Raw genomic sequence first — 24703 nt, 5'->3', positions numbered from 1 at the left:
GGCAATCAATGGATTTAGAACCATTTAAAATAGCGTTCCATCGCTTAAACAGTTAATAAATTGATCAAACTATCTATTTTAATCAGGATTGAAATGGATAGATAGATCCCAATTTTAAAATTTGAGTTAACTCATCCAATGCCTGCAGGCTTTCATTAATTAATTGTGGATCTGCAAGATCTGTTGCCAACAACTCGGTTCTATAGTGTTTTATAACCCATTGATCCAAAACATCCAATAGGTGATTCGTCACTAATACTCCCGGGTGCATGGCATCTATTTCAAGTTCATTTAACGGAACACGGAGCCTGAGACAGGCTGGCCCACCGCCATTACGCATGCTTTGTTTCAGATCAAGGTAATGTACGGAGTTAATTGGATTGCTGTTATCATTAATTAGTTCATCAATACAGTTTTTCACTTTAGTATTATTTTGACATTCAAAAGGTGCCATTAAAATCATGCTTTTTTGATTAGGCAGGCTTATCAGTTGGGAGTTGAACAGATAGGACTCTACTGCATCCTGCACGCTGATTATTTTATTTGAAATTTCTATCAGAGTAAGGGGAAAATCGGCTTTTTCCCTTAATGTCTGAAGTACCTGTGCCTGATTGCTAAAAGCTTCTTCATGCAGCAGAAATACAGATTCATTAGCAACCCCAATCACATCATTATGGAATACTCCCTGGTCTACAGCTGTTGCATTTTGATAAGCGAAAATAACCCGATCTGCGTTTAATAAATGACTGCGGGCTATGGCTTCAGATGCTTCACGAGTTTGTCTTGCTGGATATTTAGACGGTTCGGGATGATTGATTTTAGAACCCAAGGCTTTTTTGCCAAAAACAAACAGATTGATTCCCTTATCTGCATGACTTTTACACAAACGATTATGATTTGCAGCGCCTTCATCACCGGTCACACTGGAACGGGGCAATACTGGATGATGAGTAAAGAATTCTGGATTGGCAAAAATAAAATTTAATAGTTTTTTGGAGAAGTCAGCCTCCTGATGTCGATGCAAGTTACTGACTAAATTGGCTGCCGTAAAATGTACCTTACCATCTGCAGTATCTGCACTTGCTGAAACCGTCGCTGCATTAGCTGACCACATGCTTGATGCTGAGTAACAGGCACTAAGTAACTCAGGGGCTGCTTTATTGGCTTTATTAATTTGCTCTGTTGGTGATCCGGTAAAACCTAATTGTCGAAGCAAATCAAGGTTAGGGCGTTGATGCGGTGGCAATAAGCCTTGCTTTAAACCCATATTGTGTAACAAACGCATTTTAGCTAACCCTTGTCGGGCTGCCGCCTGTGGATTCGACGGAGTTAAGGCATTAGTGGTAGATGCTATATTACCTGCAGAAAGACCGGCGTAATGGTGAGTCGGGCCAACCAGACCATCCATATTTAATTCATATACGTTCATATGCGTTATTCCAAAACAATACCGGGTAAAAGCTGCGCCGGTGTAGATAAAACGGGTTGTTCCATACTGGCAACAGGGTAGGAACAATAATCAGCAGCAAAGTAAGCGCTTGGTCTGTGATTGCCGCTGCAACCAACACCACCAAATGGAAGGCTGCTTGCTGCGCCTGTAGTGGGTCTGTTCCAGTTAATCAATCCCGCACGAATCTTTTGATAGAAGTGTAAGTAGTTCTCTTCACTGTCGCTTAATAATCCAGCGGCTAAACCATAACGGGTCTGATTGGCTAATTCAATTGCTTCATCAAAACTGTTGTACCTGAATATCTGAACAAAAGGAGCAAAAATTTCTTCATCAGGTGGATTGTTGACGCGAGTCATGTCAATGATTCCAGGAGATAACAGGCCTGTATATTCTGCCTTCAGCTCCATAGCTAATAAAGATTCTCCACCTGCTTCAATGAGTTGGTTTTGTGCGTGCAGATGCTTCAATGCCTGTACATGGCTTATCACAGGTCCCATAAAAGGTTCGGGTTGATTATCAAACGGACCGACCTGTACCGATTTACACGCTCGAATAAATCGCTGGAGGAATTCATCACCTTGATGTGTATTGGGTATCATGACCCGTCGAGCACAGGTGCATCGTTGTCCCGAGGTAATCAGGGTAGATAGAATGGTGTGATAAACTGCCGCGTTCAGATCAGCAATCTCATCAACAACTAATGGATTATTACCCCCCATTTCAAGAGCCAGAATCACTTCCGGTCGTTCACCAAATTGTTGATGTATCCGTTTTCCGGTAGGATAACTTCCAGTAAAATAAACACCCTGAATGTCTTGAGACAGCAGTGTTACGCCACAGTGATAATCACCTTGTAAACAATTAATGACGCCGTCGGGTATGCCACTGTTATGCCAGCATTGCATGATCAGTTCGGCAACAGCGGGTGTTTGTTCGCTGGGTTTGTAGAGAACGGTATTTCCCGCAAGTAATGCGGGTACTATATGTCCATTACTTAAATGGGCTGGAAAATTGAATGCTCCCAGTACCACAACCACACCTTGTGGTTTGAAACGCAAACAGGCATTTGCTTCTGCAGTGGTTGATTGTTTTGATCCGGTTCTTTCTTGATAAGCCTGTATGGATAAATTGATTTTACCTACCACAGCGGTTACTTCAGTCTGAGATTCCCATAAAGGTTTTCCAGTTTCCAGGCTGATTAACTCTGCGAGCTGAGCACGATTTTTTTCAATCTGTTGGGCAAATTCCCTGGTGTATTGAGCACGTTGTTCAAAAGGGGTATTGGACCATGTTGAAAGTGCTTGATGAGCAGCAAGACTTGCCGCAATAATTTCTTCTTCAGTGGCGCTTGTTCCTTGCCAAAGCAAGGTACCATAGGATGGATTAACGGACTCCAGAGTGATTCCTTTGCCTTTTTCCCATATTCCATTGATATACTGACCTTTGCCTTGCATGATAGCTGATTTAGACATCTTTTTTCCTTATTACAATGGGGGCGCCTCGTTGATTCTTATAGGTGAGATACGGAGGCTGTCACCGCATTTTACATTCAGTAAATTAGCTGTTTCCTTACTGATAATACAGGTGTTTTCCTGTTCATTAAATACGGCGTAGTTAATGGTTGAGCGAAAATCCAATTGAGTATTAGCCAGTAAATATTCATTGCTGCTGACTTCGTCACTGATGCTTTTAATCACCATAATGCGACTTAGGGCAATGGATCTAATTTCTGTAATGGGTGCTTCAATCGTTGGACCTGCATCAAAAATATCAACATAGTTGTTATAACGAAAGCCCTCCTTTAATAAAATATTCATTGCGGGTACAGTGGATTGATGGGGTTTGCCTATTACAGCCTGAGCTCTCTCGGATAATAGTTTGACGTAGATTGGATTACGCGGCATCAAATCTGCGATAAATTGTTTATTGGTCGCTAAGGTAAGCCGGTCTGCCTCTGCAAAAGGCATATGAAAAAAATGGGCTCCGATATTTTCCCAAAAAGGGGAGTGGCCTTGTTCATCGGAAATTCCACGCATCTCTGCAATAACTAGTGAAGCAAAACGTGCAGGGTTGTGGGCCATGAATAAAAAACGTCCTTTGGAAAGCAATAATCCATTATTGTTCTTTCTATATTCCGGATCGAGAAAAAGAGTGCATATTTCACTGCGCCCCTGATTATCATTAACCAGACTTAATACTTCATAATCACTTCTTATTCCCAGTGAATGACATATTCGAGTACGTTTGGATACTTTATAGGAATAAAATGGCGTTTCATGCCCTGTTTTTGCTTCAATGGCTGAAGTACCTACAATCTTTCTATTCTCTTGATCTTCCAATACAAAAAGATAATATTCACTGGCCGGCTTACTTACGTTTTTTGCATAGGAATTACACGACCATTCAAGCCGTTTTTTAAGTAATTCTTTATCTTTGGGCAGGGTAGTCATCCCTATACCGCTTTTCTCTGCCAGTTGGTGAATCGCATCCAGATCTGATTCACGTACGCTGCGAAATAGCATCATTTTTTTAGATCCTCTAAGCCGCCTTGTGCCAAATCCGTCAAGAGCAAGGCACTAAGAGCTGCGCGTTCTGATAAACTATCAAGCAAAATATATTCTTCGGAGCTGTGAATATTTCCACCTCTCACACCCAGGGTATCCAGGACTGCTAATCCATGGCGAGCCAGATTATTCCCATCACAGCAACCACCACTGTCTTTCCAGTCTATAGATAAACCTAATTCTTTTCCAATGTTTTGCACTCGTTTAAACAAACGCTCAGTCGCATCACACACTCGTTTTACAGGTCTTCCAAATCCACCATGAACAGTCAGGGAGTAATCCGTTCGTTTCATACTATTGATTAGTTTATTCAGTTCTTCCCTGACCCAAAACTCATCTTCTGGAAGGCTGATACGAATATCAAGTTGTGCTACTGCTTTATCTGGAACCACATTTAAGGCTTCGCCACCAGCTATTTTGCCTACATTAATAGTGACCCCGTCACGTTGTCCATTTAAGGCGTGAATGGCGGTAACTGCTTCTGCCAGGTAGCAAATAGCATTTCTTCCCTCATCAAAAGATCGACCAGCGTGAGCCGCTTTACCCGTAGCAATCAGAGTTAATTTCCCACTGCCTTTACGGTTTTTTGCTAAAGTACCTGTTGCTGTCATTGCAGGTTCATAGACCAGGGCTGCCTGATAGTTTGGCGCTAACTCATCAAAAAGCATACTGGAAGCGGGCGAGCCGATTTCTTCATCGGAATTAATGACGACATCCCAGCCCAGTTCTGAGGCCATATCTGTTTGTTCGAAAGCAGATAATGCGTGTAACATGACAATGAGCCCGCCTTTCATATCGGCTACTCCAGGTCCATTGACGTAATTGTCATTGATGTAGGTTAACTGTTGAAAGGGATTATTAGCCGCATATACTGTATCCATATGTCCGCTTAGGAGAATTCTGCGTTTTAAATGAGGGCGTTTACTGATAAGCAATGCATCGCCACAATGCTGTGTTGTTGTGCTTCCACTCATATTGATTACTGAAAGAGCTTGCAGTTTTTTAAATTGAATGGAGTCCGCAAGAGGTTTATAGGCATTGTATAACGTGGTAGCCATAGTTGCCAAACCTTCAAGATTAGTGGTTCCAGAATTGATTTCACAGAATTCATGAAGCTGAGCCACCATGATTTTTTGATTGGATTGTATTGTGTTAATTAATTCTTTATAAGATAAAACCATGGTATATCACTCTAAAACTAAAGCTTAAACAATAGCTTAATTAATAGTCTGTAGTCAAACGGCCTAACCTGGTGTTGAATTTCTCATGAATAGAATCTGAGCCCCCTTATCCATTTCATGAATAACTATTCCCCTCAAGCTCTTCTTCATAAGATGAATCAGCAGAATCTGTAGAATGTTCAGAAATATCCGTTTCCTCGCTGTCTTGTTTTGTTTCTTTAGGGGCTGGCACTTTAGTATCCAGGATGGATGATTCTGAAAAGGCAACAGGTTCTATTTCCTTGGCCTGATTAAATGCTTGTAGTGCTTTGGTTTGCGAACTTTTAAGGGAAAGGATTAAATTGTCTCGTGCAATTTCGTCCTTTTTGATTTGTGCATTTAATGAAGGGATGGTTACTGTTTCCAATGTTTTGAGATGTTGCTCATTTCGTCCCATATGTTTGGAGTTCATTTCAATTGTGAGTAAATTGGTTTTAATTTCAGAGTCATTCATATGAGCTTTGATGCTGTATACAAGTGCGGCTATTCCTACACCAAGAGTAGCTATAAATAAAGCGGCTGGAGGTATGGATACTAATGAATAGAGTAAAGCTGGGCCTATAAAGAAGGGGATAACTCCGCTAACAGTTAAAATTAAGGGAATACAGAAAGCAAAGGTCAGTGCAACCAAAAGCAGGGCTGGGTTACCTAAACGATCGCGTAATTTAATATAATTGGCCAGGGAAATCGAAAGCTCCAGATTTTTGGCTGCTAACTTTTGGTTGGCAGACTTTAAGTTTGGATTGCTTTCTTGCAGCGATTTTAATTTGGAATTCAATCCTGCTAACTTAGTAATTTGAGTACTTATAAATTGTCTTTTAATTTTCAAACTGCTTTCGGTTGTTATAGCTTGATGCTCAAATTCCAAATGCTTTTTCATCAGTTTTAAAATGGTCGTTAACGCCTCAACTTCCTGTGATGTAAGCTTGGGTTTTGAGCTGTTTAAATATTTAAGCAGCTCTTCCAGAAAATAGGGGAAGTTGATTTGTTCTGAATCCTGGATTAAATCGGCGTACTTTTTTTCAATCGCATTACGTTGATCTTTGATGCTTTTCGCCAATAAATTACGATTTTTAGTTGATAGGGTTTCTTCTATGCCTTCACCTGTAGTGCGATAACCTATACTGGCTTGTGTACGCAAGGTTCTTTTACCCTGATGTATTTCTCGAATCTCGCTACGTTTCTCAATTTCATTCAGTCTGATCTGGCTGGATTGTTGCTCCTTTAACAAAGCTTCAATTTTCATTTCATAATCAAGTATTGAATTTCGTATTTTTTCTATAGCCCGATTATGTTCATTCAGGGTTGATGATTGTAATTTGTCTGAGTTGGATGATGATTTTTGAGTTACATCGACTTGAGGTGGGGCTTCAATAAGCCGAGCCAATTTTCGTTGAAGTATCCGACATTCTGTTTCATGACTGCTGATCTGGGTTGGAATATGTTTCAATTCGCGATTCAGGCGTTTTTTTAATTCTTCATCTTTTATTTCTTCTGATTGATCTTGTTTTTTTTGTTTTTCATCTTCAGCGAGTTGATTTTTATGTGCTTGAGCTTCTAGCGCTTTTTGAACTGTATTGAGATTCGTGTATCTGGATTCAGTCAGGATAGTTACAATATTGGAGTGAACCTGTGGAATAGGCGCTTTACTTAGAATCAGTGTTTTTAATTCTGAAAAGGCCGGTGTGTTATCTGATAAATACAGTTTAATTTGTTTCGTCAGTAATTCCGGTATATTGAAGTTGGCCAAAAGCATAATCACTCCTGATTATCATTTTGATCGATGTTAGAATAATTTAATAGTTCAAGCAACAAGCCCTGCGCTATTGTTTACCGAAAATTCAAGCAGCTCATCACAGAGGATTGTTCGTTCTGAAGCAAAAAAACCTGTTTTGGCAAGAGATATCCCCTGGTTGATGAGTCCAGTAGAATAACTGAAGGAGGGTATATAGAGTATCAATCCTAATAAGGCTTCCATGAGTCCTGCGATTATATGTAAGATGGGGTGGTTTATTCTTAACTCAGTAGCCAGTTGTTTATATTCCCGGATGGACTCATCAGTTGGAGCTGCGTTCAACAGATGCGATGTTCTGGAGACTACTTCAAGTAAAAGTCGTTGCCCATTTACTTTTTGGTCATATTGTTGATTAATACGATGAAGAAGTCTAAGACCGGAGTTTTTTAAAGCCTGTTGATTTGTTGATAAATCATAAAGTTGTTCCTTACATTGTTGGATTCGAATTTTGATTAAACGATCGACACGAGAATGAGGACAATTCATATCTCTCCAGTAGATTAACCAGGATAATCGTTCATCCTGCTTAAAGGCTTCATAATTCGCATTTACCAGTGTATCCAGGGCATTCCAGATAATTTTGCGATGAAAATTCATGCCTCTGGCTTTAACGTTGGCCGCAGCACTATCCAGAGCTCGTTCAAATTCTTCTCTTTGTATGGGTTGATCCATTTTAATGGATTTAAGTAAATTGTAATAAACTGAAGAAACAGCACCTCTGTCAATGGCATCACGACAAGAGAAATTATAACCGATTGACTTGTTATTAGGGTTAAGGGTGTTGATGATAAAATCAGTTAATTCGTATTTAGTAAAATGCAGCCATACAGCTTGTTTTTGAGCGGTTGATAAGACATCATCCTCTATAAATCCCATGTATTCAAAACTTTGGGTTAGTAGTTGTTTTAATACTTGGGATTCATTTTCTTTCTCTGAAAACAGTAATGCTCTGATTGTAGGACTTATTCTGAAATCTGAGACGCCACTTGCATGCATTTTGCCTTCAGCGACATCCAGTAGTTCAGTAAATACTTGTGCATACGGTAACTTATCATCCAGTTTCTTATAAAGTTCGGCACCCATAAGCGCTGTATTTGCAGGGAGAGTGATCACCGCAATTTTATATTTTGGGTTTTGTTCCAGTTTGTGCAGTTCAAGGCTCAACTGTTTTTCATTGTTACCAGGTATATCCAGAAGATCATTCCTATCAAGCCCCAGATTATTAAAATATATGTGACAAATGGGTTGCTCAGGTGGATATTTCTTGGCATTGATCTCTAACCAGCGTAAAAATAATGGACTAATTCGCACAGAACCATTATGACGTTGCGCCTGAGTACTGAAACGGAACTCAATATTTGGAGAGTATTTGTTAAAAGAGAAATGCTTGATTGATGGGAGATTAGTATCCAGTTGCGGTTTAAAATTCGGAGTAAATAAAGTTAAAAATCGATTGAGCAGACTCTCAGCCTTCGTAGGGGATAATTTATTAACGGAGGTGTCTTTATGATCAGCTAAAACTTTGGCAATTTCATTAGCTATATCGACTTGTCTTGGTCTTGTTTTCGCTCCAATTTTATTGATCCACTCAGTATTTTCTAGAATATGATTGTCATTGTGATAGATGCTGAAAATAAGCTTGTCCAGCTTCTTCGCTTTCCTTTGACTCAATGTTTTATATACATCGTCGATCTGATCCTCCAGATAGGCAATGGTAAAGCTATATAAATTACCGTAGGGATATTTCGGATCATACTCTTCATCCAGTTTTTCCAGAGCGGATAAGCCAGGTAGAACAGCGATTAGTTTATCTGATATAAAGGGGTGCAATTGGCGTAGATAAGCGTAGCAGTTTTGATTATGGAGCATATCACTTGATATATTCTCATGACGGTTCAAAGCAGTACTCACAACGAATTAAAAGAACAATATTTGATTGCATTGTAACAAAATAGGTCTAGTAAAGATAGGGGCTACGTCATTATTTATATAGAGATTGATATCATCCTGGAGACACACAGGTGTATTTATCAATGGAAATTAATGGCATCAGTCAGTATGGTCTAAATGAGCAAGATTATTTATATAGCGAAATAATGGTAGTGAATACGGCAGTAACTCTTTATAATTTAAAGCAGTCTTCATAAAGCAGTTTCAGGTTGTGTCATGAACCCTCATTTTCCTTTAGATAAATGCCATCCTGAGTGGCAACCGATTTTAAATACCGCAATTGAAGTGATGGATAAGAATTATTTAAACCAGTTGCTGGACGATAAAAATTGGTTGCCTGGAGTCACAAATCTCTTTTCCGCCTTTAGTTTACCTCTTTCAAGTACGCGATATATCCTTTTTGGTGAGTCTCCTTATCCACGGATTGAATCCGCAAATGGATATGCATTCTGGGATAATTCGGTTCAGGAACTCTGGAGTAGTCAGGGGTTGGCTAAATCAGTAAATAGAGCCACTTCTTTAAGAAATCTGATTAAAATGTTATTAATTGCTCGAGGATCTTTACAGGACGACACGTCACAACAGGCAATAGCGGAAGTGGATAAGCAGAACCTGGTACACTCAGCAGAAGAGCTTTTTCGAGGAATGTTGAATAAAGGGATTTTATTACTGAATGCCTGCCTGGTGTATAGTGAGGGTAAAATACCTTATCATGCACGATACTGGCATCCCTTTATGATTAGTCTATTGAAGCAGTTGTTGTTGCTCAAATCATCAGTTCAGTTAATTTTATTAGGTAAGATTGCCAATAATATTCCACAGGATATATTATCTGTAGGCTTAATCGCTGAACATCCATATAATGTCAGTTTCATTACCAATCGACGTGTCATTGAATTTTTTAAACCACTGGACTTATTAACTTATGATAAAAAGTGAATCAACAATAGATGAACAGGAACTGCATAAGTTCGCACAGCATGCAAAGGCTTGGTGGGATACTGAAGGGCCTCTTAAAACGTTGCATGATATTAATTTGACTCGCCTTGATTTTATTACACAACAAATCAATCTGACCGGTATTCGCGTTCTGGATGTTGGTTGCGGAGGTGGGATATTATGTGAATCTATGGCCAGAAATGGTGCAGAGGTTACAGGTATCGACGCTGAAGCCGAAGCAATTAAGGCAGCCGGAGAGCATGCTCGGAACGATGATTTGAATGTTCGATATCAGTGTACGCCTATTGAGGATTATGAGGACAACCTCTTCGATGTTATTACCTGTATGGAACTGTTAGAACACGTACAGAGACCGGAACAAGTATTGCACCATTGCAAGCGTTTGCTAAAACCTGACGGTTTATTGTTTTTATCGACGATCAGCCGTACTCTTAAAGCCTATGCCAGTGCTATTATTGCTGCAGAATATGTATTAAATCTCTTACCTAAGCAAACTCACGATTATGATAAATTTATAAAGCCCAGTGAACTGGCGTCAATGGCACGCTCTTGTGGTTTTATTATGATCGATTTGAAAGGATTAAATTATAATCCGATAGCCCGAACTGCTTCTCTTGGGGCTGATGTCTCGGTAAATTATTTAATGGCTTTGCGCGGTGAACAGTAATAGCCAATAGACTTCGGTTGATTCCCATCGATAAAAGTGTGTTCTGAAGAGGAGAAAGGAACATTGATTTCCTCAAGATGATAATTCAATCATTATCATCTTGAATCTTTAGACTGTTGCTGAGACAACTAACTAATTACAGTAAAGTGATTAAGCTATTTAAGTTCTTAAAAAGCAACTTATTCAGTTTCTTTCTTTTTGTTATATCGTTCCTGAAAACGTTGATGAGCATATTTTGCCTGGTCGGGAGTAACAACATCAATTTCATTTCCATAAATATCGACTCGAGCAATGCCTGGTTTTTGGCAGTTAAGATACGCTGGTGATGCACTATAATAACTTAAGGCTTCTCGCAGTGATTTTTTACTGAACGGAGGAGAGTCTAATCGCTCATAAAAATCAATAATATCGTCAAAGATACCTATTTTAAGTGGTTTTACCTGATTCCCTTTTTTAAAAAAAGCATTGGGGAAATGTTCAATAAGCCAATCAATAATTTGCAACTTATCTTTTTTAACTGGATTTATCTGTTGGTTCATAGTCCTACTCGGATACATTTTTAACTTGAATAAACTATCATAACTTATAGCATAATCAAGCATCAAATACTGCTGTTCACGTTAAATCATTATAAAATTGAGATTTCGTGTTTGTTTTTTGTTCATTAAGAGTAAAAACGTTGATTATTTATAGTTCAATTAATGTTGCTCAATTGTCCATTGCATCAATAATTGCCATCGATGAAGTGCCCAGATGCCCCCTTATATTACTCTATCCTCGTCTCCCTCCGCGCAGGCGGAGGGTCCATTCTTATTCTTTTGGTTGCGATCCCCATAATCCCATTATTCCTGAATTCACCAATTCGTTGTTGCGGGATCGAGGATATCTCGAATTTAGACCGGTCGGTCTACCCATAGTACCTATGCAGTGGATTCGTGCTATGAACAGTTAATTAGTATTGAGATTAATTGCTCTATTTCGTGTAAGAGATTTCTCAATTCAGATGCAGATAATGCCAATTTTTTTGACATCCGATATCCCGGTATTTATCTAAGTTCATGTAATTAAATGATTTTTACTTTTCTGCATGAGGTGGTTTTAATTTAAGAATACAGTAAATGTCTCAAGTACGTCCTTGCGATTAGGCTAATCCGTTGCTACATTATAAACATGACTTGTAAGGATATAAGTCAAGCAAAGGGATTTGTAATCAGATGGAACTGATTTGTCAGGATGACAATAAGAACTGGAAGTTCTTATACGGATGACTGCGAAAAGCCAGGGCTTGCCCTGGCTTTATTATTTAGGCTACCAGATATCCTGAGTGTGATAAGAAGTTTTTGTCAGGATAATATGCAAATATTACTGAGCCATTTTTAATGGTGTTGATTACGGGTTTAGCCAAAGTCTGAGCTATAGCTGGGCATCCCCAGGACAGACCAGCACGACCAGCTCTTTTGATAAAATCTGGCTCTACATACCATGCGCCATGTATCACAACACGTCTGTTGTATGCGTTATCATTAAAACCTCGATCCAGTCCCTGTAGGTTTAATGAATATCCTTTATGACCTATGTACGTATTTTTAGTAATGTAAGTACCAAGGCTCGATTGTTTGCTTGATTCTCTATTCGAAAAATGGTTGGCAACAACACCAGAATTTTTGCCATGAGCAACATAAGTGTTATATAAAAGTTTTTCATTTCGAACATCGAATACCCACATACGTTGCTTATTTGATGGTAGTGAGTAATCAATTACGGTTAGAACTGGCTTTTTAACCGCGCCTCTTTTGTTCGCGTTTGTATATGCGGTTAAAGCAAGCTTTAAAACATTTCTGTTCAGCTTGGGCGCTTTAGTGCTTAAATGCTGAACTTGCGTATTTAAATCTGGTCCAGGCTTCGCAAATGAAGGGGTGCTGGATGTAATATTACTTGTTAATATGACGGTTGAGATTAGAGTTAATAATGTATTCATACTGCTCCTTTCTTCTTGTTAAATCACCGTTATTGGTCATCGAAAAAGATGGTGATTATATTAACAAATGACGCAATTGTAAAATCATAAGGGTTTTCCTTGCCCATCAGGGTAAAATATTATTCAATTCATGGGCTTATCACCCGTATGAAAAACGCAAATGATTGATTTTTGTTCAAATTGCATCAAATTTATTTCAAAGCACATGACTTTCCTTTGTCAATTTGTATTAAATTTAATCTTTTTGAGATCAATTTATCCTGTAAAATACAGTGTCAGAACGAGTTTTTACTTTATTAGACACGATAGGAGGCATATAATCCACTACAATTTTTAACTAATTTATTTCATTTGTATTAGTTCTGAACTATGATCTTTTGTTGAAACTTATTATTAGAAATCGGAGAATATTATGCTGGAAAAGCAGTCCATTCATGTACCAGAAGGTTTACGAGCTGCTATTAATAAAGCTTATCGCGCTGATGAGCTTTCTTTAATTACCGAGCTTTGTGAAAAAGCGGCAATCGAACCTTATCAACGGACTGCAATTCGAGCTAACGCAATGAAGCTGGTAGAGTCAGTACGCGCAGAAAGAAAGAAGAGTACAGGTATTGATTCATTTCTTACTGAGTATGCTTTATCCAGTGATGAAGGTATTGCCTTGATGTGTTTGGCCGAAGCCTTATTGCGAGTACCTGATAACGCCACTATTGATAATCTAATTAAAGACAAGCTGGCCGGAGGAGACTGGAAATCTCATCGTGGTCAAAGTGATTCTTTTTTTGTGAATGCTACCACCTGGGCTTTAATGTTAACCGGCAAGGTATTAACACCTGAAAAAGCTGAAAATACGCTGACAAAAGCATTGATGAAACTGGTCAATCGCAGTAGCGAAGCCGTTGTTAGAACAGCTGTTGATAAAGCTATGCGTATAATGAGCAAGCAATTTGTTATGGGACGTACTATAAATGAGGCCTTAACTCGGGCGAAGAAAAAAGAAAGCAAAGGATATCGATATTCCTATGATATGTTGGGTGAGGCGGCTTTAACGTCAGTGGATGCCATACGGTATTTTGAGGCTTATAAAAAAGCAATTGAATCCATTGGCCAACAGGCAGATAAAAACTCAAATTTATATAAACGCGCGGGTATTTCTATTAAATTATCTGCAATTCATCCACGTTATAATGAATCTCAATACGAACGGGTTATGGAAGAGTTGCCTCCCAGATTATTGGCTCTTTCACGTCTGGCAAAAGAATATGGCATTGCTTTAACTATAGATGCCGAAGAATCAGAGCGTCTGGATTTATCGTTAGATGTGATTGAAAAAGTGTTTAATGATGAAAGCCTGGACGGTTGGGATGGATTTGGTCTTGCTGTTCAATCGTATCAAAAAAGAGCATTTTATGTTCTTGATTGGGTTGCTGCCTTAGCCCGGAGTAAAAATCGCAGGATAATGGTTCGATTGATTAAAGGCGCTTATTGGGATAGCGAGATCAAAAAATCTCAGATGCAAGGCTTCTCAGAATACCCCGTTTTTACTCGTAAAGTGTTCACTGATGTTTCCTTTCAAGCCTGTGCAAAAAAAATATTAACAATGACCGATGCTATATATCCTCAATTTGCTACTCATAATGCCTATTCAGTAGCAATGATTTTGAATCTGGTTGGTGACTATAGGGATTTTGAGTTTCAATGTTTGCATGGAATGGGTAATGAGCTCTATGAGCAAATAGTTCCTGCTGATTGTTTTGGTATCCCCTGCAGAATTTATGCCCCTGTTGGCAGTCATGAAGATCTTCTTCCTTATCTGGTTCGTCGTTTATTGGAAAATGGCGCTAATTCTTCATTTGTGAACAGAATTGTCGATGACAATGCGCCAATTACCGATTTGGTAGAAGACCCGATTACCAAAGCCAAGTCTCTGTTTAATAGTATGAATAAGAACATCCCTTTACCTGAACATTTGTTTTTACCTGCGCGTATGAACTCAAAAGGAGTTGACTTTACTAACCGCCACGAGAGAGCATTATTGCAGCAGGAATTAGCAAAGTTGAATTTAAATCAATGGAGTGCTGGACCACTGGTTGCTGGAAAAACAACCTTTGATAATCAACAGACAGTAACTTCACCCCAACAACCGTCACGAGTAGTGGGTTCAGTTCAGAACTCAACTTTGGACGATGTTGAAAAAGCATTAGCGCAGGCTGAATTAACCTTCCCAGTCTGGAGCAGTATTCCCGTTGAAGAACGAGCTGCCTGCATCAATCGGTTTGCTGATTTATTACAAGCTAATATGATGGAGTTTTTATCCTTAGCTTGCCTTGAGGCTGGAAAAACCTGGAATGATGGTGTAGCAGAAGTTCGTGAAGCTGTAGATTTTTGTCGTTATTATGCCCATATGGCTCAGCAATTAATGGCGAGTCCAACAAAACTTCATGGGTATACTGGTGAGTTAAATGAGTTAAGTTTGCATCCTCGTGGAACGATATTGTGTATCAGCCCCTGGAATTTTCCTTTGGCTATTTTTACCGGTCAAGTCGTCGCTGGCTTGGTTACAGGTAATTGTGTTATTGCCAAACCAGCAGAACAAACTCCTTTGATTGCTGCTTATGCAGTTAAATTAATGCATCAGGCCGGAATTCCTGCTGGAGCGATTCAATTATTGCCCGGTGCTGGAGAGACAATAGGAGCCGCTCTGGTTTCAGATAAAAGGATAAAAGCAGTCTTGTTTACCGGTTCAACCGATACAGCAAATCTGATCAATCGTACCTTGGCTACTCGTGGTGGTGAAATAATCCCCTTAATTGCAGAAACCGGTGGACAAAATGCCATGCTTGTTGACTCATCAGCTTTGTTAGAGCAAGTAGTTGTTGATGCAGTAGTTTCTGCATTTGGCAGTGCTGGTCAGAGATGCTCCGCGCTGCGTGTACTATTTGTTCAGGAAGAAGTTTATCCACGAACCATAGAATTACTCAAAGGTGCCATGGCTGAATTGGTCGTAGGTGATCCACGTTGGTTGGCAACAGATATTGGACCTGTGATTGATAAAGATGCATTGGCTATTTTGACAAATCATGTCGAGAATATGAAAAAAAGGTATGAAATTCTGTACCAATGTAAACTGAGCGATGAGTGTGAATCAGGATACTTTATGCCTCCAACAGCGATTGCCATTGATAATATTGATGCTTTGGAAAAAGAAGTATTTGGACCAGTGCTGCATGTGATTCAATTTAAAAGAAAAAATCTGGATCAAGTAATAAACCAAATTAATAAGACTGGTTTTGGATTAACTCTGGGGATACATAGTCGTATTAATGAAACCGTTGAATACATCCGAAAGCGAATTCATGCCGGTAACTGTTATGTGAATCGTAACATGATAGGCGCGGTTGTTGGATTGCAACCGTTTGGAGGCGAAGGACTATCAGGCACAGGACCTAAAGCAGGTGGCCCTAACTATCTGGTCCGCTTGTGTCACGAACGGACCTATACTGTTGATACAACCGCCGCAGGAGGCAATGCCAGTCTAATGTCTTTACCCGAAGATATTTAGTCTGTTTTTATACAGTTTACTTGAGTTGATCTTGCTTAAGGTCAACTCAATAGGTTTATCGCGTTATTTAATGCATTATTCTATTCAGCATCACTATTCTTATCTATCAATAATAGAGATCAAGTATTGTCGACTAAATTATATACATTTATTCATGTGCTATAATTTACACATGTCCTATGGCATGGATTTTTGAAAGGGAGAGGGGCATAAACCTATATTGGAGTAAATCATGAATTATTTACCTGATGATGACCTCGACCAGATTGTTGGGGGCTTTTCACCCATGACTATAAGAAGAATCAATGGTATTAAACCGCCGCTAGCTGAACGAAATGCTATTGCTCGTGCGGGAACGGGCGTAACTCAAGTACCGCCTATAAATGCTACAAATTCAGCCGTTCCCAAAATTGCTTCTGCTGGAGCTATTGCCAATGAGCGCAGTTTTGGATTCAGAAGAAAAAAAGGAAAGCAGCTGTTGTAATCAAAACAAAGGTAGAGCAATTACAGTAACATGATCCTAGGTTTTGTTGATGTTTCCTGGTGCAGGCGACAAGTGATTTATTTGTAATACTGGCCAAATGTCAACAAAACCTAATCATAATTCTCTAATAATTCGTTATATAAATCCAACCATTCAATGGATCTCAATGAGAATTTATACCCTTATTCTTATGCTATAATTTATATATGCATCATTGCATGGATTTGTGCAAGGGAGATGGATAGTACCCTTTATTGGAGTGAATCATGAACTACTTGCCTGATGAAGACCTGAATCAGATTGTTGGAGGTTTTTCCTTCTCACCAGTTAGAAGAGCTTATATAAGACAACCCACACCACCTTCGGAATCATTACCCGGAATCTTGGATATTAGTAAACTTAGAGTTTCACCTGCAACCACAAATAAAAATTTGAATATTAATGAATTAGCAAAATTAAAGAGTGCAACTCGCATGACTGCATTCAGAATAAAAAACAGACACGGATTTTCATAATAAAAGAACAATCGATAGTGTATATAGATATCGTAAATTAAGTTCTGTTGACAATTCATTTAAGGAAGGGAAGCTTTGTCAAGGCGAATAAGGTTTCGTAAAGAAGCTCTAAAACAGCTTTCATCACCAGAACAATTAGATCAATTGATTCAAGTGGTGACTCCTCGTTCATGGATAATTGCTGGAACGTGTTATCTGGTACTGTTTGTTGTGTTCTTATGGTCAATATTTGGAAGCATACCGACCCGAGTTGAGGGGCAGGGTATCTTATTGGCTGGAGGAGGAGATATCTATAATGCAGTTGCTCCTGATGGCCCTGCGTTTCTTGTCGGATTATTGGTTAAGCCCGGTGACCAGGTTAAAAAAGGACAAGTAGTTGCCACTTTATCTCGCCCCGATCTGCTTCAAAAAATTAAGGTTCTTGAACATTATCTTAAAGAGTTAAAAAATACCGAATCTCAATTAAAAATTCAATCTGAACAGGCTATTGCAAAAAATAAGGATGAAATTGAAGCGCAGAGAGCCTCTTTAAAGCAGGTAATTGCATCAACCGAGCTTAAGGATGAGCATTTATTCCAATTATTGACAATCAGGCAGGCAGCCTTTAAAAAAGGGATTGAAAGCAGGCAAAATCTGGAAGATACCTATCAAGAGTATTACAGTGTCAAAATTGAGCTGGAAGGAAATAAAGATAAGTTAGTTGAACTAGATAAAGAAGAATTTAATTTCAAAGATCAGTGGCTGGAGCGACTCCGTCAGTTATCATTAAAAATCACAGATGAAACCCTGGCATTGAATAATCTGGTAATCCAATTGAAGCTCTCCAGAGATGTGATTAGTCCGATTAATGGAGTAGTTACCGATATTCGTAGCACACTCGGCAGCATTATTAACGTAGGGAGTCCTATTCTGGCAATTGCCAGCGAAGGAAAAGGACTTGATGCTCTGGTTTATTTTCCACCAGAAGCAGGAAAACAGATTAAAATCCAAATGAAGGCCCTGGTTTCTCCTACTACAGTTGAAAAATCCGAGTATGGAAGCATTTATGGAACGGTAATGCATGTAGCAGAATTCCCATCTTCCTCACAAGAGATGATTTCAGTTCTGCAAAATGAAGAATTGGTAAAGCAATTCTCAATTAAAGAGGTTCCTGTTGCTGTACGAATTCATCTTCAAGATGATTCTTCGGTTTTTAGTGGTCTGAAATGGTCTTCCTCAACGGGTCCTAAAGTAAAAATCACTTCAGGTACTTTGGTCAATGCGATGATTACTATTCGTGAGCAGCCTCCCATAACATTAGTTATACCTGCATTTAAAAAAATATGGGGTCTGGAATGAATCATCCACACAGGGTAAAAACCCCAGTCATTTTACAGATGGAGGCCGTTGAATGTGGCGCAGCTGCTTTAGCTATTATTCTGGCCTATCATCATCGTTATGTGACTCTTGAAGAATTAAGATACGTTTGCGGTGTTTCGCGTGATGGCAGTAAAGCGCTTAATATTTTACGTGCGGCCAGAAGCTATGGTTTAAAGGCTCAGGGTGCTGAGGCGGATCTGGCTGATTTATCTAAACTTTCTTATCCCTGTATTGCATTTTGGGAGTTTAATCATTTTGTCGTTATTGAAGGATTTGATAATAACAAAGTATACATAAACGATCCTGCTGTTGGCTTACGATCATTGACTTATAAGGAATTTAGCCTGGGATTTACGGGTGTTGTCTTATTGTTTGAACTCACCTCTGATTTTGTTCCTGGTGGTGTTAAAGATACGTTATGGCACAATTTGAAATCACGGTTTTCCGGTACTCGAAAAGCATTTTTATTTATTATATTGGCCAGTCTTTTTCTTACGATACCCAATATCCTGATGGCTGCGTTCGCAAAAATATTTATAGATGAAGTGCTCATTCGTAACCTTTCGGGATGGTTGTTGCCTTTACTTTGGGGGATGTTACTTACAGGGTTGATGGCCGCCGTACTGACATGGATAGAACATATTCATATCATAAGGCTTCAACTGAAGTTGGTGATGACAACTTCAGCTCAATTTTTATGGCATACATTACGCTTACCGATGTCCTTTTTTTCGCAACGATTTTCAGGTGACATTAGTTCTCGTATTGCATCTAATGATCATATTGCAGAACTCTTGTCTGCAGATCTTAGTTCAAATGTGGTTGGACTAATTAATATGGTGATCTATGCCCTGATAATGGCTTTGTTTGATTGGATGCTTGCTGTTATCGGAATATTTATTGCGCTGATCAATGCGCTGGTTTTTTTCTTGATTGCAAAAAAAATTGCCAATAGAAGCATGCGCTTATATCAAGAGGAAGGTAAGCTGACTGGTATGGAAATGGCGGGCTTACAGGGTATTGAAACCCTGAAGGCTTCTGGAGTTGAAGAGGATTATTTTCAGCGATGGGCTGGTTATCATGCAAAAACCATCAATAGCCAACAGAGTATTGAACTCTATACAACGTTTATGTCCGTTGTATCGCCAATTTTAGTAGGAATTTCTACTGCATTGATATTAGGGATTGGAAGTATACGTATTATGGACGGGTATTTAACCGTTGGTGGTTTGATCGCATTTCAATATTTATTGCTGAGTTTCAATGAACCGTTAAACGAATTGATAGGGCTTGGGACAAAACTTCAGGAAATTCGAGCTGATTTGTCTCGTCTTAATGATATTTTAAATAATCCAGAAGATACTGAATTAATGAGTAAAAAACTGAATAAGGCCAGTACTTTGGATGCAGTAAATCAATTGGATGGTACTTTAACCATGAAGAATATTAGTTATGGTTATTCTCCATTAGACGAACCCGTAGTTAAGGAAATTAATTTTTCACTATTATCGGGAAAATCTTTGGCAATTGTGGGGTCCACTGGAAGCGGCAAATCAACCATCGCGAAATTGGCTTGTGGCCTATATAAGCCATGGTCTGGAGATATATTACTTGATAATCATAGATATTCAGAGCTATCTAGAGAGTTGATTAGTACTACATTATCCTTTGTAGATCAGGATATTTTTCTCTTCGAAGGAACTATTCTGGATAATTTGACCTTATGGGACTCAACTGTTTCCACTAAGGCATTAGAACAAGCAATTGAAGATGCAGAACTCATCTCATTATTAAAGCAACGCGGGCTGGGATTAACAAGTCCGGTGCATACTCAAGGTGCTAATTTTAGTGGGGGAGAGCGCCAGCAGTTGGAAATTGCAAGAGCCTTGGTAACCAAACCCAATTTACTCGTTCTTGATGAAGCTACATCCTCACTGGATGCCCTTACTGAGGCAAAAATTTTCGCTAATTTAAAGAAACGTGGTTGTTCTATACTCGTTGTGGCTCACCGTTTAAGTACAATCCGTTCCTGTGACGAAATTTTAGTTATTGAGCAAGGGATAATCGTTGAGCGTGGAACGCATGATTCATTATTACAACTCGGCGGTGTTTATAAACACCTTTTGCTGGAGGTGAATGATGGATAAAAACAATGATCGCATCATGGATGAAGCCATGGCTCAAATAGTATCCGTTTTTGATTTGAACGAAGAGGCGTTCACTGGTAAAAATGAAGATGAGCTTTGGATAGCCTGCCAGTTAGTGACACAATATTTAAAAATCCCTTTGAAGAAACCGGATGATATCTCATCGGAGTACACCAATCATGAAATGCTTCGAGCTATAGTAAAAGCATCGGGTTTTCGGTTTCGAACTACGTTATTAACAGGATGCTGGTGGGATTTTGATAATGGCCCGATGATTGTATTTGAAAAAGATACAGATAAACCTCTGGCATTAATACCGGGTAAATCAGGTAAGTATCGCTTTTTTAATGTTCAGTCAGGTGTCTATGAATCAATTACTCCAGACTTTATCGAGGGTTTATCGCCCAGAGCTTATACTTTCTATCGCACCCTCCCTGATCAAAAAATCAATCTTGGTCGATTGTTTCAGTTTGCAATGATTAATCAAAAGGCTGATTGCTTCCGCATCCTGTGCATGCAAATTTTAATTGGCATTTTTGGCTTGGTAGTACCCGTTTTAACAGGAATTATTTTGGATGATGCAGTACCCGGAGCTAATTTAAGTATCTTGTCTCAAAGCGTATTTGGGATCATTGCCGCGTGTTTTGGAATTGCATTATTCAGCCTGGCTCAGAATTTTTCAGCTCTTCGTGTACGATTTAAAATGAATTCAACGGTTCAGCCTGCTGTATGGGATCGATTGCTTAGACTTCCTGTTTCATTTTTCCATCGATTTAGTCCAGGGGATTTAACTTTACGTGCTGCCGGGATAGATGCAATGCAAGAGGAACTAACCAATACTGGATTACATGCGCTTTTAGGCGGCATTTTTTCCTTTATTACGCTGATTTTAATGTTTTATTATTCGCCAATTCTTGCGTCATGGTCTATTTTACTTATTTTAATGGTTGTTATTTTAATCACTATTTCAAATATAGTACTCCTAAAATACCAAAGACCAATTATTGAATTGCAGGCTCAACTGACTGAATTGTCCTTTCAATATTTGACCAGTATCAGCAAGCTACGGATTAGCAATAGTGAGTCACGTGCATTTGCGATCTGGATAAACATGTTTTGTAAAAAAAGCAGATTATCCCTGTTTTTATCGCTTTGGGAATTACGATTTGAACTCATCCGAGGTTTTTTCTCCGTAGTCATTTTTATCTTTCTATATGCAATGATAGGCAGTGGAATGGTTACCCTGAGTTTTGGTGCTTTTATCGCATTTAATGCTGCATTTGGACAGTTTTTCAGCGCGTTGCTAGCGCTATCTGAAGTGCTTTCAAAGTCAATAGAATTAATTCCGCTCTACGAACGAATTCGCCCCATTTTACAAGAAACACCAGAGATGGAAGGCGTTGTACTTAAAGAGTTGACTGGTACAATTCAACTTAAAGACATTAGCTTTCAATATAAGGGGGCTCAAACACCTGTATTAAATAGTATATCCCTCTGTGCTGAACCTGGTGAGTTCATAGCAATAACTGGGGCTACTGGCAGCGGAAAATCAACTGTGATCCGATTGTTATTGGGTTTTGAAACGCCGACTCAGGGGGCTATATATTTTGATGGTCAAAATATAAATACTTTAAATGTACGTTTACTCAGAGAGCAATTTGGTGTTGTTTTGCAAAATGGTTCATTATTTCCTGGAACAGTATTTGAAAATATTGTTGCTGGAAGTTTATGTACTGTGGATGATGCATGGCAGGCTGCCAAACTGGCTGGTTTCGCAAAAGATATTGAAGCAATGCCTATGGGAATGCTAACACTGTTGACTGAAGGTGGAAAAACCTTATCTGTGGGACAAAGGCAACGATTAATGATTGCTCGCGCGTTATCAAGAAAACCAAGAATTCTGCTTTTGGATGAAGCGACTTCTGCTTTGGATAATACAACTCAGGCAGAGGTAATGCATCATATTGAACAACTGAACATTACCCGAATTGTTGTTGCTCACCGCTTAAGTACACTGATTAACGCAGATAGAATCTATGTAGTTGCTGAGGGAAAGATAGTACAGACAGGGAATTATCAACAGTTATTGAGAGAGGGTGGTTTTTTTAGGCAGTTGGTAAAAAAACAAATGCTATGATGGTTCGTTATTTAATCCAATTTATAGTGTTTACTCATTCACGCTGAGTAGTATGATGTACAAAAGCGAGGTACATTCAGGCAGCCGTCGCGAGGTATTAGGAATAAAATAATGAATTATCAATACCCGTGATGACGAATGAACATTTAATCTTCATGTCTTTTTGCGAATAACCAGGGTACCAGGACAAATAAGATTAAACCGCCAATCAAGAACGCTTCGAAGAGATATACATTACCTATGGGTATTTGAGATGGCGGTATGAAACCGACTATCATCGCGATGACACAGCATATAATTCCGATCCCGGCGACAAGCCACATAACGATATTACCGCCAGGAATGGTATAACCGCGAGGATGATCTGGTCTGGAATACCTTAATTTAATAGCAGCTGCAAACATGATGATATAAACTAATAAAGCCATTTGCGCACTTAAATCGCTTAATATCCAATAAGCAGCATTAATGGAATCAAGCAATATAAAAATACTACTCAAAATCGTAAATATTACTCCTTGAGTAACCAGAATAGTAACAGGTGCTCCGAAGCGATTTACACGAGCAAATCGTGCGGGAAGTGAACCATCACGAGCCGATACTAACAATCCTTTGGTTGGACCAATAATCCATGCAGAAACACCACTCAAGCCACCTAAAATGATGAGTACGGCAATAACTGAGGTCATCCAGGGCATATTATAGGATTTGAAAAAAATGGCATACGCATCAATTAATCCAGATACCACGCTCAAATGATCGTTGGGAACGACAATGACGATAGCTAATGATCCCAGCGATAGAGTTGATATGATCACTAGTGTAGAGTATAGCAGTGCTCTGGGATAATCTCGCTGCGGGTTCTTAACTTCTTCGGCATGTACTGCTGACATCTCCATGCCAATCAAACCAAACAATACTGCTGAAAAAAGTGCCAAATTTCCTAAAGAGCTAAAATCGGGAAACCAGGAAGAGGGATAATTAACCGCCATTGGTCTGCCTTGAAACATCCATACAACACCAAGTATTATTATGATAAGCATAGGTAGAACGGTACCTATAGTTGCGCCTAATATACTTACAATGCTTGATAATTTCATGCCAAAACAATTTAACAGGGTAAACAGCCAAAAAAGGCTTAATGCAGTTCCTAAAAGATAGAATTTGTTATTTGCTAAATGTGGGGCGATTAAATAGGATAATGTTGCTGCAATAAAAGCCAGCATGGTTGGATACCAGACGACATTGTATATCCATTGCAACCATATGGTTATAAAACCCGCTCGTCTGCCAAAAGCTTCTCTAACCCAGACATAGATACCTCCGGTATTCGGGTAAGCGGTGGCCAATTCGGCGGCTACCAGGGCAACAGGAATAAAAAAAGCAAACGCTGCTACTACGTAATAGGAGATTAATGATAACCCGAGTTTGGCACTGATGGGGAGAGTTCTTAAACTGTCTACAGCAATTATGTTAATCATAACCAAAGAAAAGACGCTCAACACTTTTTTTGAATGATTCATAATTGGATCCTTAATGGGTGCAGAAGTAAGGCAAATTGCTAGACGGATAACTGTAATAATGTGAGTTTAGTTGAGTTAAATAAAAAATGTCCATGCACCTGGATTCATCATAAATAGTTAACCATCAAATGTAACATTTAATGGAAAAACAATCAATGAGTCGCATGATTTCTTGTTTTTATGGCTCCATTTATTCGTTCTATTAATACCAAACTACGTCATCCTGAACGCAGTGAAGGATCTCCCTCAAAGTGGCATTGTATCTGTTTCGCAGTCGCACTCAGGAGAGATCTCGCTGCACTCGGGATGACGGTTTATTCGTCGTCATCCTGAACTGAGGTATCCCCTCATAATTCTAGATCGGATAATTATTTATTATTCAGTATAAACGT

General features: G+C 39.1%; 17 protein-coding genes. 8 read left to right on the top strand and 9 right to left on the bottom strand.

The features are described 5' to 3' along the window. Positions 1-82 precede the first annotated feature (82 nt). The 6 genes from astB to Lqua_RS06615 form a co-directional block, all read right to left on the bottom strand. On the bottom strand, positions 83-1429 hold the full coding sequence (gene astB, locus Lqua_RS06640; RefSeq protein WP_058473488.1) for an N-succinylarginine dihydrolase: 1347 nt from the start codon (positions 1427-1429) through the stop codon (positions 83-85). Between the two features lie 5 nt (positions 1430-1434). Then, the gene (astD, locus tag Lqua_RS06635) at positions 1435-2922 is read right to left on the bottom strand and encodes a succinylglutamate-semialdehyde dehydrogenase (protein WP_058473487.1); all 1488 of its coding nucleotides are present in this window, start codon (positions 2920-2922) and stop codon (positions 1435-1437) included. Positions 2923-2934: 12 nt separating this feature from the next. Further along, positions 2935-3975, bottom strand: a complete 1041-nt coding sequence (astA, locus tag Lqua_RS06630) for an arginine N-succinyltransferase (RefSeq protein WP_058473486.1) — start codon at positions 3973-3975, stop codon at positions 2935-2937. After that, positions 3972-5195 carry a hydrolase gene (locus Lqua_RS06625; protein WP_083501275.1) on the bottom strand — a complete coding sequence of 408 codons (1224 nt, stop codon included), beginning with the start codon at positions 5193-5195 and terminating at the stop codon, positions 3972-3974. The genes astA and Lqua_RS06625 overlap by 4 nt, the downstream gene beginning before the upstream one ends. A gap of 115 nt (positions 5196-5310) precedes the next feature. After that, positions 5311-6990, bottom strand: coding sequence for a Dot/Icm T4SS effector LegC3/PpeA (legC3, locus tag Lqua_RS06620; protein ID WP_058473485.1), 1680 nt, complete (start codon positions 6988-6990; stop codon positions 5311-5313). A 48-nt stretch (positions 6991-7038) separates the two neighbouring features. Continuing rightward, positions 7039-8928, bottom strand: a complete 1890-nt coding sequence (locus tag Lqua_RS06615) for a hypothetical protein (RefSeq protein WP_238585541.1) — start codon at positions 8926-8928, stop codon at positions 7039-7041. Between the two features lie 267 nt (positions 8929-9195). Here Lqua_RS06615 and Lqua_RS06610 point away from each other — a divergent pair, with 267 nt between their 5' ends. Further along, on the top strand, positions 9196-9918 hold the full coding sequence (locus Lqua_RS06610) for a uracil-DNA glycosylase family protein (RefSeq protein WP_058473483.1): 723 nt from the start codon (positions 9196-9198) through the stop codon (positions 9916-9918). Then, positions 9905-10606 (top strand): bifunctional 2-polyprenyl-6-hydroxyphenol methylase/3-demethylubiquinol 3-O-methyltransferase UbiG, encoded by a 702-nt coding sequence (gene ubiG, locus Lqua_RS06605; RefSeq protein ID WP_058473482.1) that lies wholly within the window; start codon positions 9905-9907, stop codon positions 10604-10606. The genes Lqua_RS06610 and ubiG overlap by 14 nt, the downstream gene beginning before the upstream one ends. Positions 10607-10785: 179 nt before the next feature. On the opposite strand, the gene Lqua_RS06600 is transcribed toward ubiG, so the two are convergent. Both Lqua_RS06600 and Lqua_RS06595 read right to left on the bottom strand, forming a co-directional pair. Beyond that, positions 10786-11145 (bottom strand): ProQ/FINO family protein, encoded by a 360-nt coding sequence (locus Lqua_RS06600; protein ID WP_058473772.1) that lies wholly within the window; start codon positions 11143-11145, stop codon positions 10786-10788. Between the two features lie 764 nt (positions 11146-11909). Continuing rightward, positions 11910-12584, bottom strand: a complete 675-nt coding sequence (locus tag Lqua_RS06595; RefSeq protein ID WP_058473481.1) for a murein L,D-transpeptidase catalytic domain family protein — start codon at positions 12582-12584, stop codon at positions 11910-11912. Positions 12585-12996: 412 nt separating this feature from the next. On the opposite strand from Lqua_RS06595, the gene putA reads away from it, so the two are divergent. The 6 genes from putA (at position 12997) to Lqua_RS06565 (ending at position 22788) form a co-directional block, all read left to right on the top strand. Beyond that, entirely contained in the window at positions 12997-16146 is a 3150-nt protein-coding gene (gene putA, locus Lqua_RS06590; protein WP_058473480.1) for a bifunctional proline dehydrogenase/L-glutamate gamma-semialdehyde dehydrogenase PutA, read from the top strand. Positions 16147-16378: 232 nt separating this feature from the next. Beyond that, on the top strand, positions 16379-16630 hold the full coding sequence (locus Lqua_RS06585) for a hypothetical protein (protein WP_058473479.1): 252 nt from the start codon (positions 16379-16381) through the stop codon (positions 16628-16630). 266 nt (positions 16631-16896) lie between these two features. Further along, a complete protein-coding gene (locus Lqua_RS06580; protein ID WP_058473478.1) occupies positions 16897-17145 on the top strand; it encodes a hypothetical protein in 249 nt (82 codons plus the stop codon). Positions 17146-17220: 75 nt separating this feature from the next. Then, the gene (locus Lqua_RS06575) at positions 17221-18483 is read left to right on the top strand and encodes an NHLP bacteriocin system secretion protein (RefSeq protein ID WP_058473477.1); all 1263 of its coding nucleotides are present in this window, start codon (positions 17221-17223) and stop codon (positions 18481-18483) included. Then, positions 18480-20651 carry an NHLP family bacteriocin export ABC transporter peptidase/permease/ATPase subunit gene (locus tag Lqua_RS06570; RefSeq protein WP_162264388.1) on the top strand — a complete coding sequence of 724 codons (2172 nt, stop codon included), beginning with the start codon at positions 18480-18482 and terminating at the stop codon, positions 20649-20651. The genes Lqua_RS06575 and Lqua_RS06570 overlap by 4 nt, the downstream gene beginning before the upstream one ends. After that, positions 20641-22788, top strand: a complete 2148-nt coding sequence (locus Lqua_RS06565) for an NHLP bacteriocin export ABC transporter permease/ATPase subunit (RefSeq protein ID WP_083501274.1) — start codon at positions 20641-20643, stop codon at positions 22786-22788. The genes Lqua_RS06570 and Lqua_RS06565 overlap by 11 nt, the downstream gene beginning before the upstream one ends. 146 nt (positions 22789-22934) lie before the next feature. On the opposite strand, the gene Lqua_RS06560 is transcribed toward Lqua_RS06565, so the two are convergent. Further along, complete coding sequence (locus Lqua_RS06560) at positions 22935-24311, bottom strand: APC family permease (RefSeq protein WP_058473474.1); 1377 nt, start codon at positions 24309-24311, stop codon at positions 22935-22937. Between the last annotated feature and the right edge of the window lie 392 nt (positions 24312-24703).

The sequence above is a fragment of the Legionella quateirensis genome (genome assembly GCF_001467955.1).
In the GTDB taxonomy this organism is placed as follows: domain Bacteria; phylum Pseudomonadota; class Gammaproteobacteria; order Legionellales; family Legionellaceae; genus Legionella; species Legionella quateirensis.
Note: the sequence above shows the minus strand (reverse complement) of the source record. Positions and strands in the feature narration are given on the sequence as shown.

Bases quoted from the DNA above. Each gene is read 5' to 3' on its own strand.
- Lqua_RS06580 (WP_058473478.1), top strand. From the start codon at position 16,897: ATGAACTACTTGCCTGATGAAGACCTGAATCAGATTGTTGGAGGTTTT.
- Lqua_RS06560 (WP_058473474.1), bottom strand. From the start codon at position 24,311: ATGAATCATTCAAAAAAAGTGTTGAGCGTCTTTTCTTTGGTTATGATT.
- astB (WP_058473488.1), bottom strand. From the start codon at position 1,429: ATGAACGTATATGAATTAAATATGGATGGTCTGGTTGGCCCGACTCAC.
- ubiG (WP_058473482.1), top strand. From the start codon at position 9,905: ATGATAAAAAGTGAATCAACAATAGATGAACAGGAACTGCATAAGTTC.
- Lqua_RS06600 (WP_058473772.1), bottom strand. From the start codon at position 11,145: ATGAACCAACAGATAAATCCAGTTAAAAAAGATAAGTTGCAAATTATT.
- putA (WP_058473480.1), top strand. From the start codon at position 12,997: ATGCTGGAAAAGCAGTCCATTCATGTACCAGAAGGTTTACGAGCTGCT.
- Lqua_RS06625 (WP_083501275.1), bottom strand. From the start codon at position 5,195: ATGGTTTTATCTTATAAAGAATTAATTAACACAATACAATCCAATCAA.
- Lqua_RS06570 (WP_162264388.1), top strand. From the start codon at position 18,480: ATGAATCATCCACACAGGGTAAAAACCCCAGTCATTTTACAGATGGAG.
- Lqua_RS06610 (WP_058473483.1), top strand. From the start codon at position 9,196: ATGAACCCTCATTTTCCTTTAGATAAATGCCATCCTGAGTGGCAACCG.
- Lqua_RS06595 (WP_058473481.1), bottom strand. From the start codon at position 12,584: ATGAATACATTATTAACTCTAATCTCAACCGTCATATTAACAAGTAAT.
- Lqua_RS06585 (WP_058473479.1), top strand. From the start codon at position 16,379: ATGAATTATTTACCTGATGATGACCTCGACCAGATTGTTGGGGGCTTT.
- astA (WP_058473486.1), bottom strand. From the start codon at position 3,975: ATGATGCTATTTCGCAGCGTACGTGAATCAGATCTGGATGCGATTCAC.
- Lqua_RS06565 (WP_083501274.1), top strand. From the start codon at position 20,641: ATGATGGATAAAAACAATGATCGCATCATGGATGAAGCCATGGCTCAA.
- astD (WP_058473487.1), bottom strand. From the start codon at position 2,922: ATGTCTAAATCAGCTATCATGCAAGGCAAAGGTCAGTATATCAATGGA.
- legC3 (WP_058473485.1), bottom strand. From the start codon at position 6,990: ATGCTTTTGGCCAACTTCAATATACCGGAATTACTGACGAAACAAATT.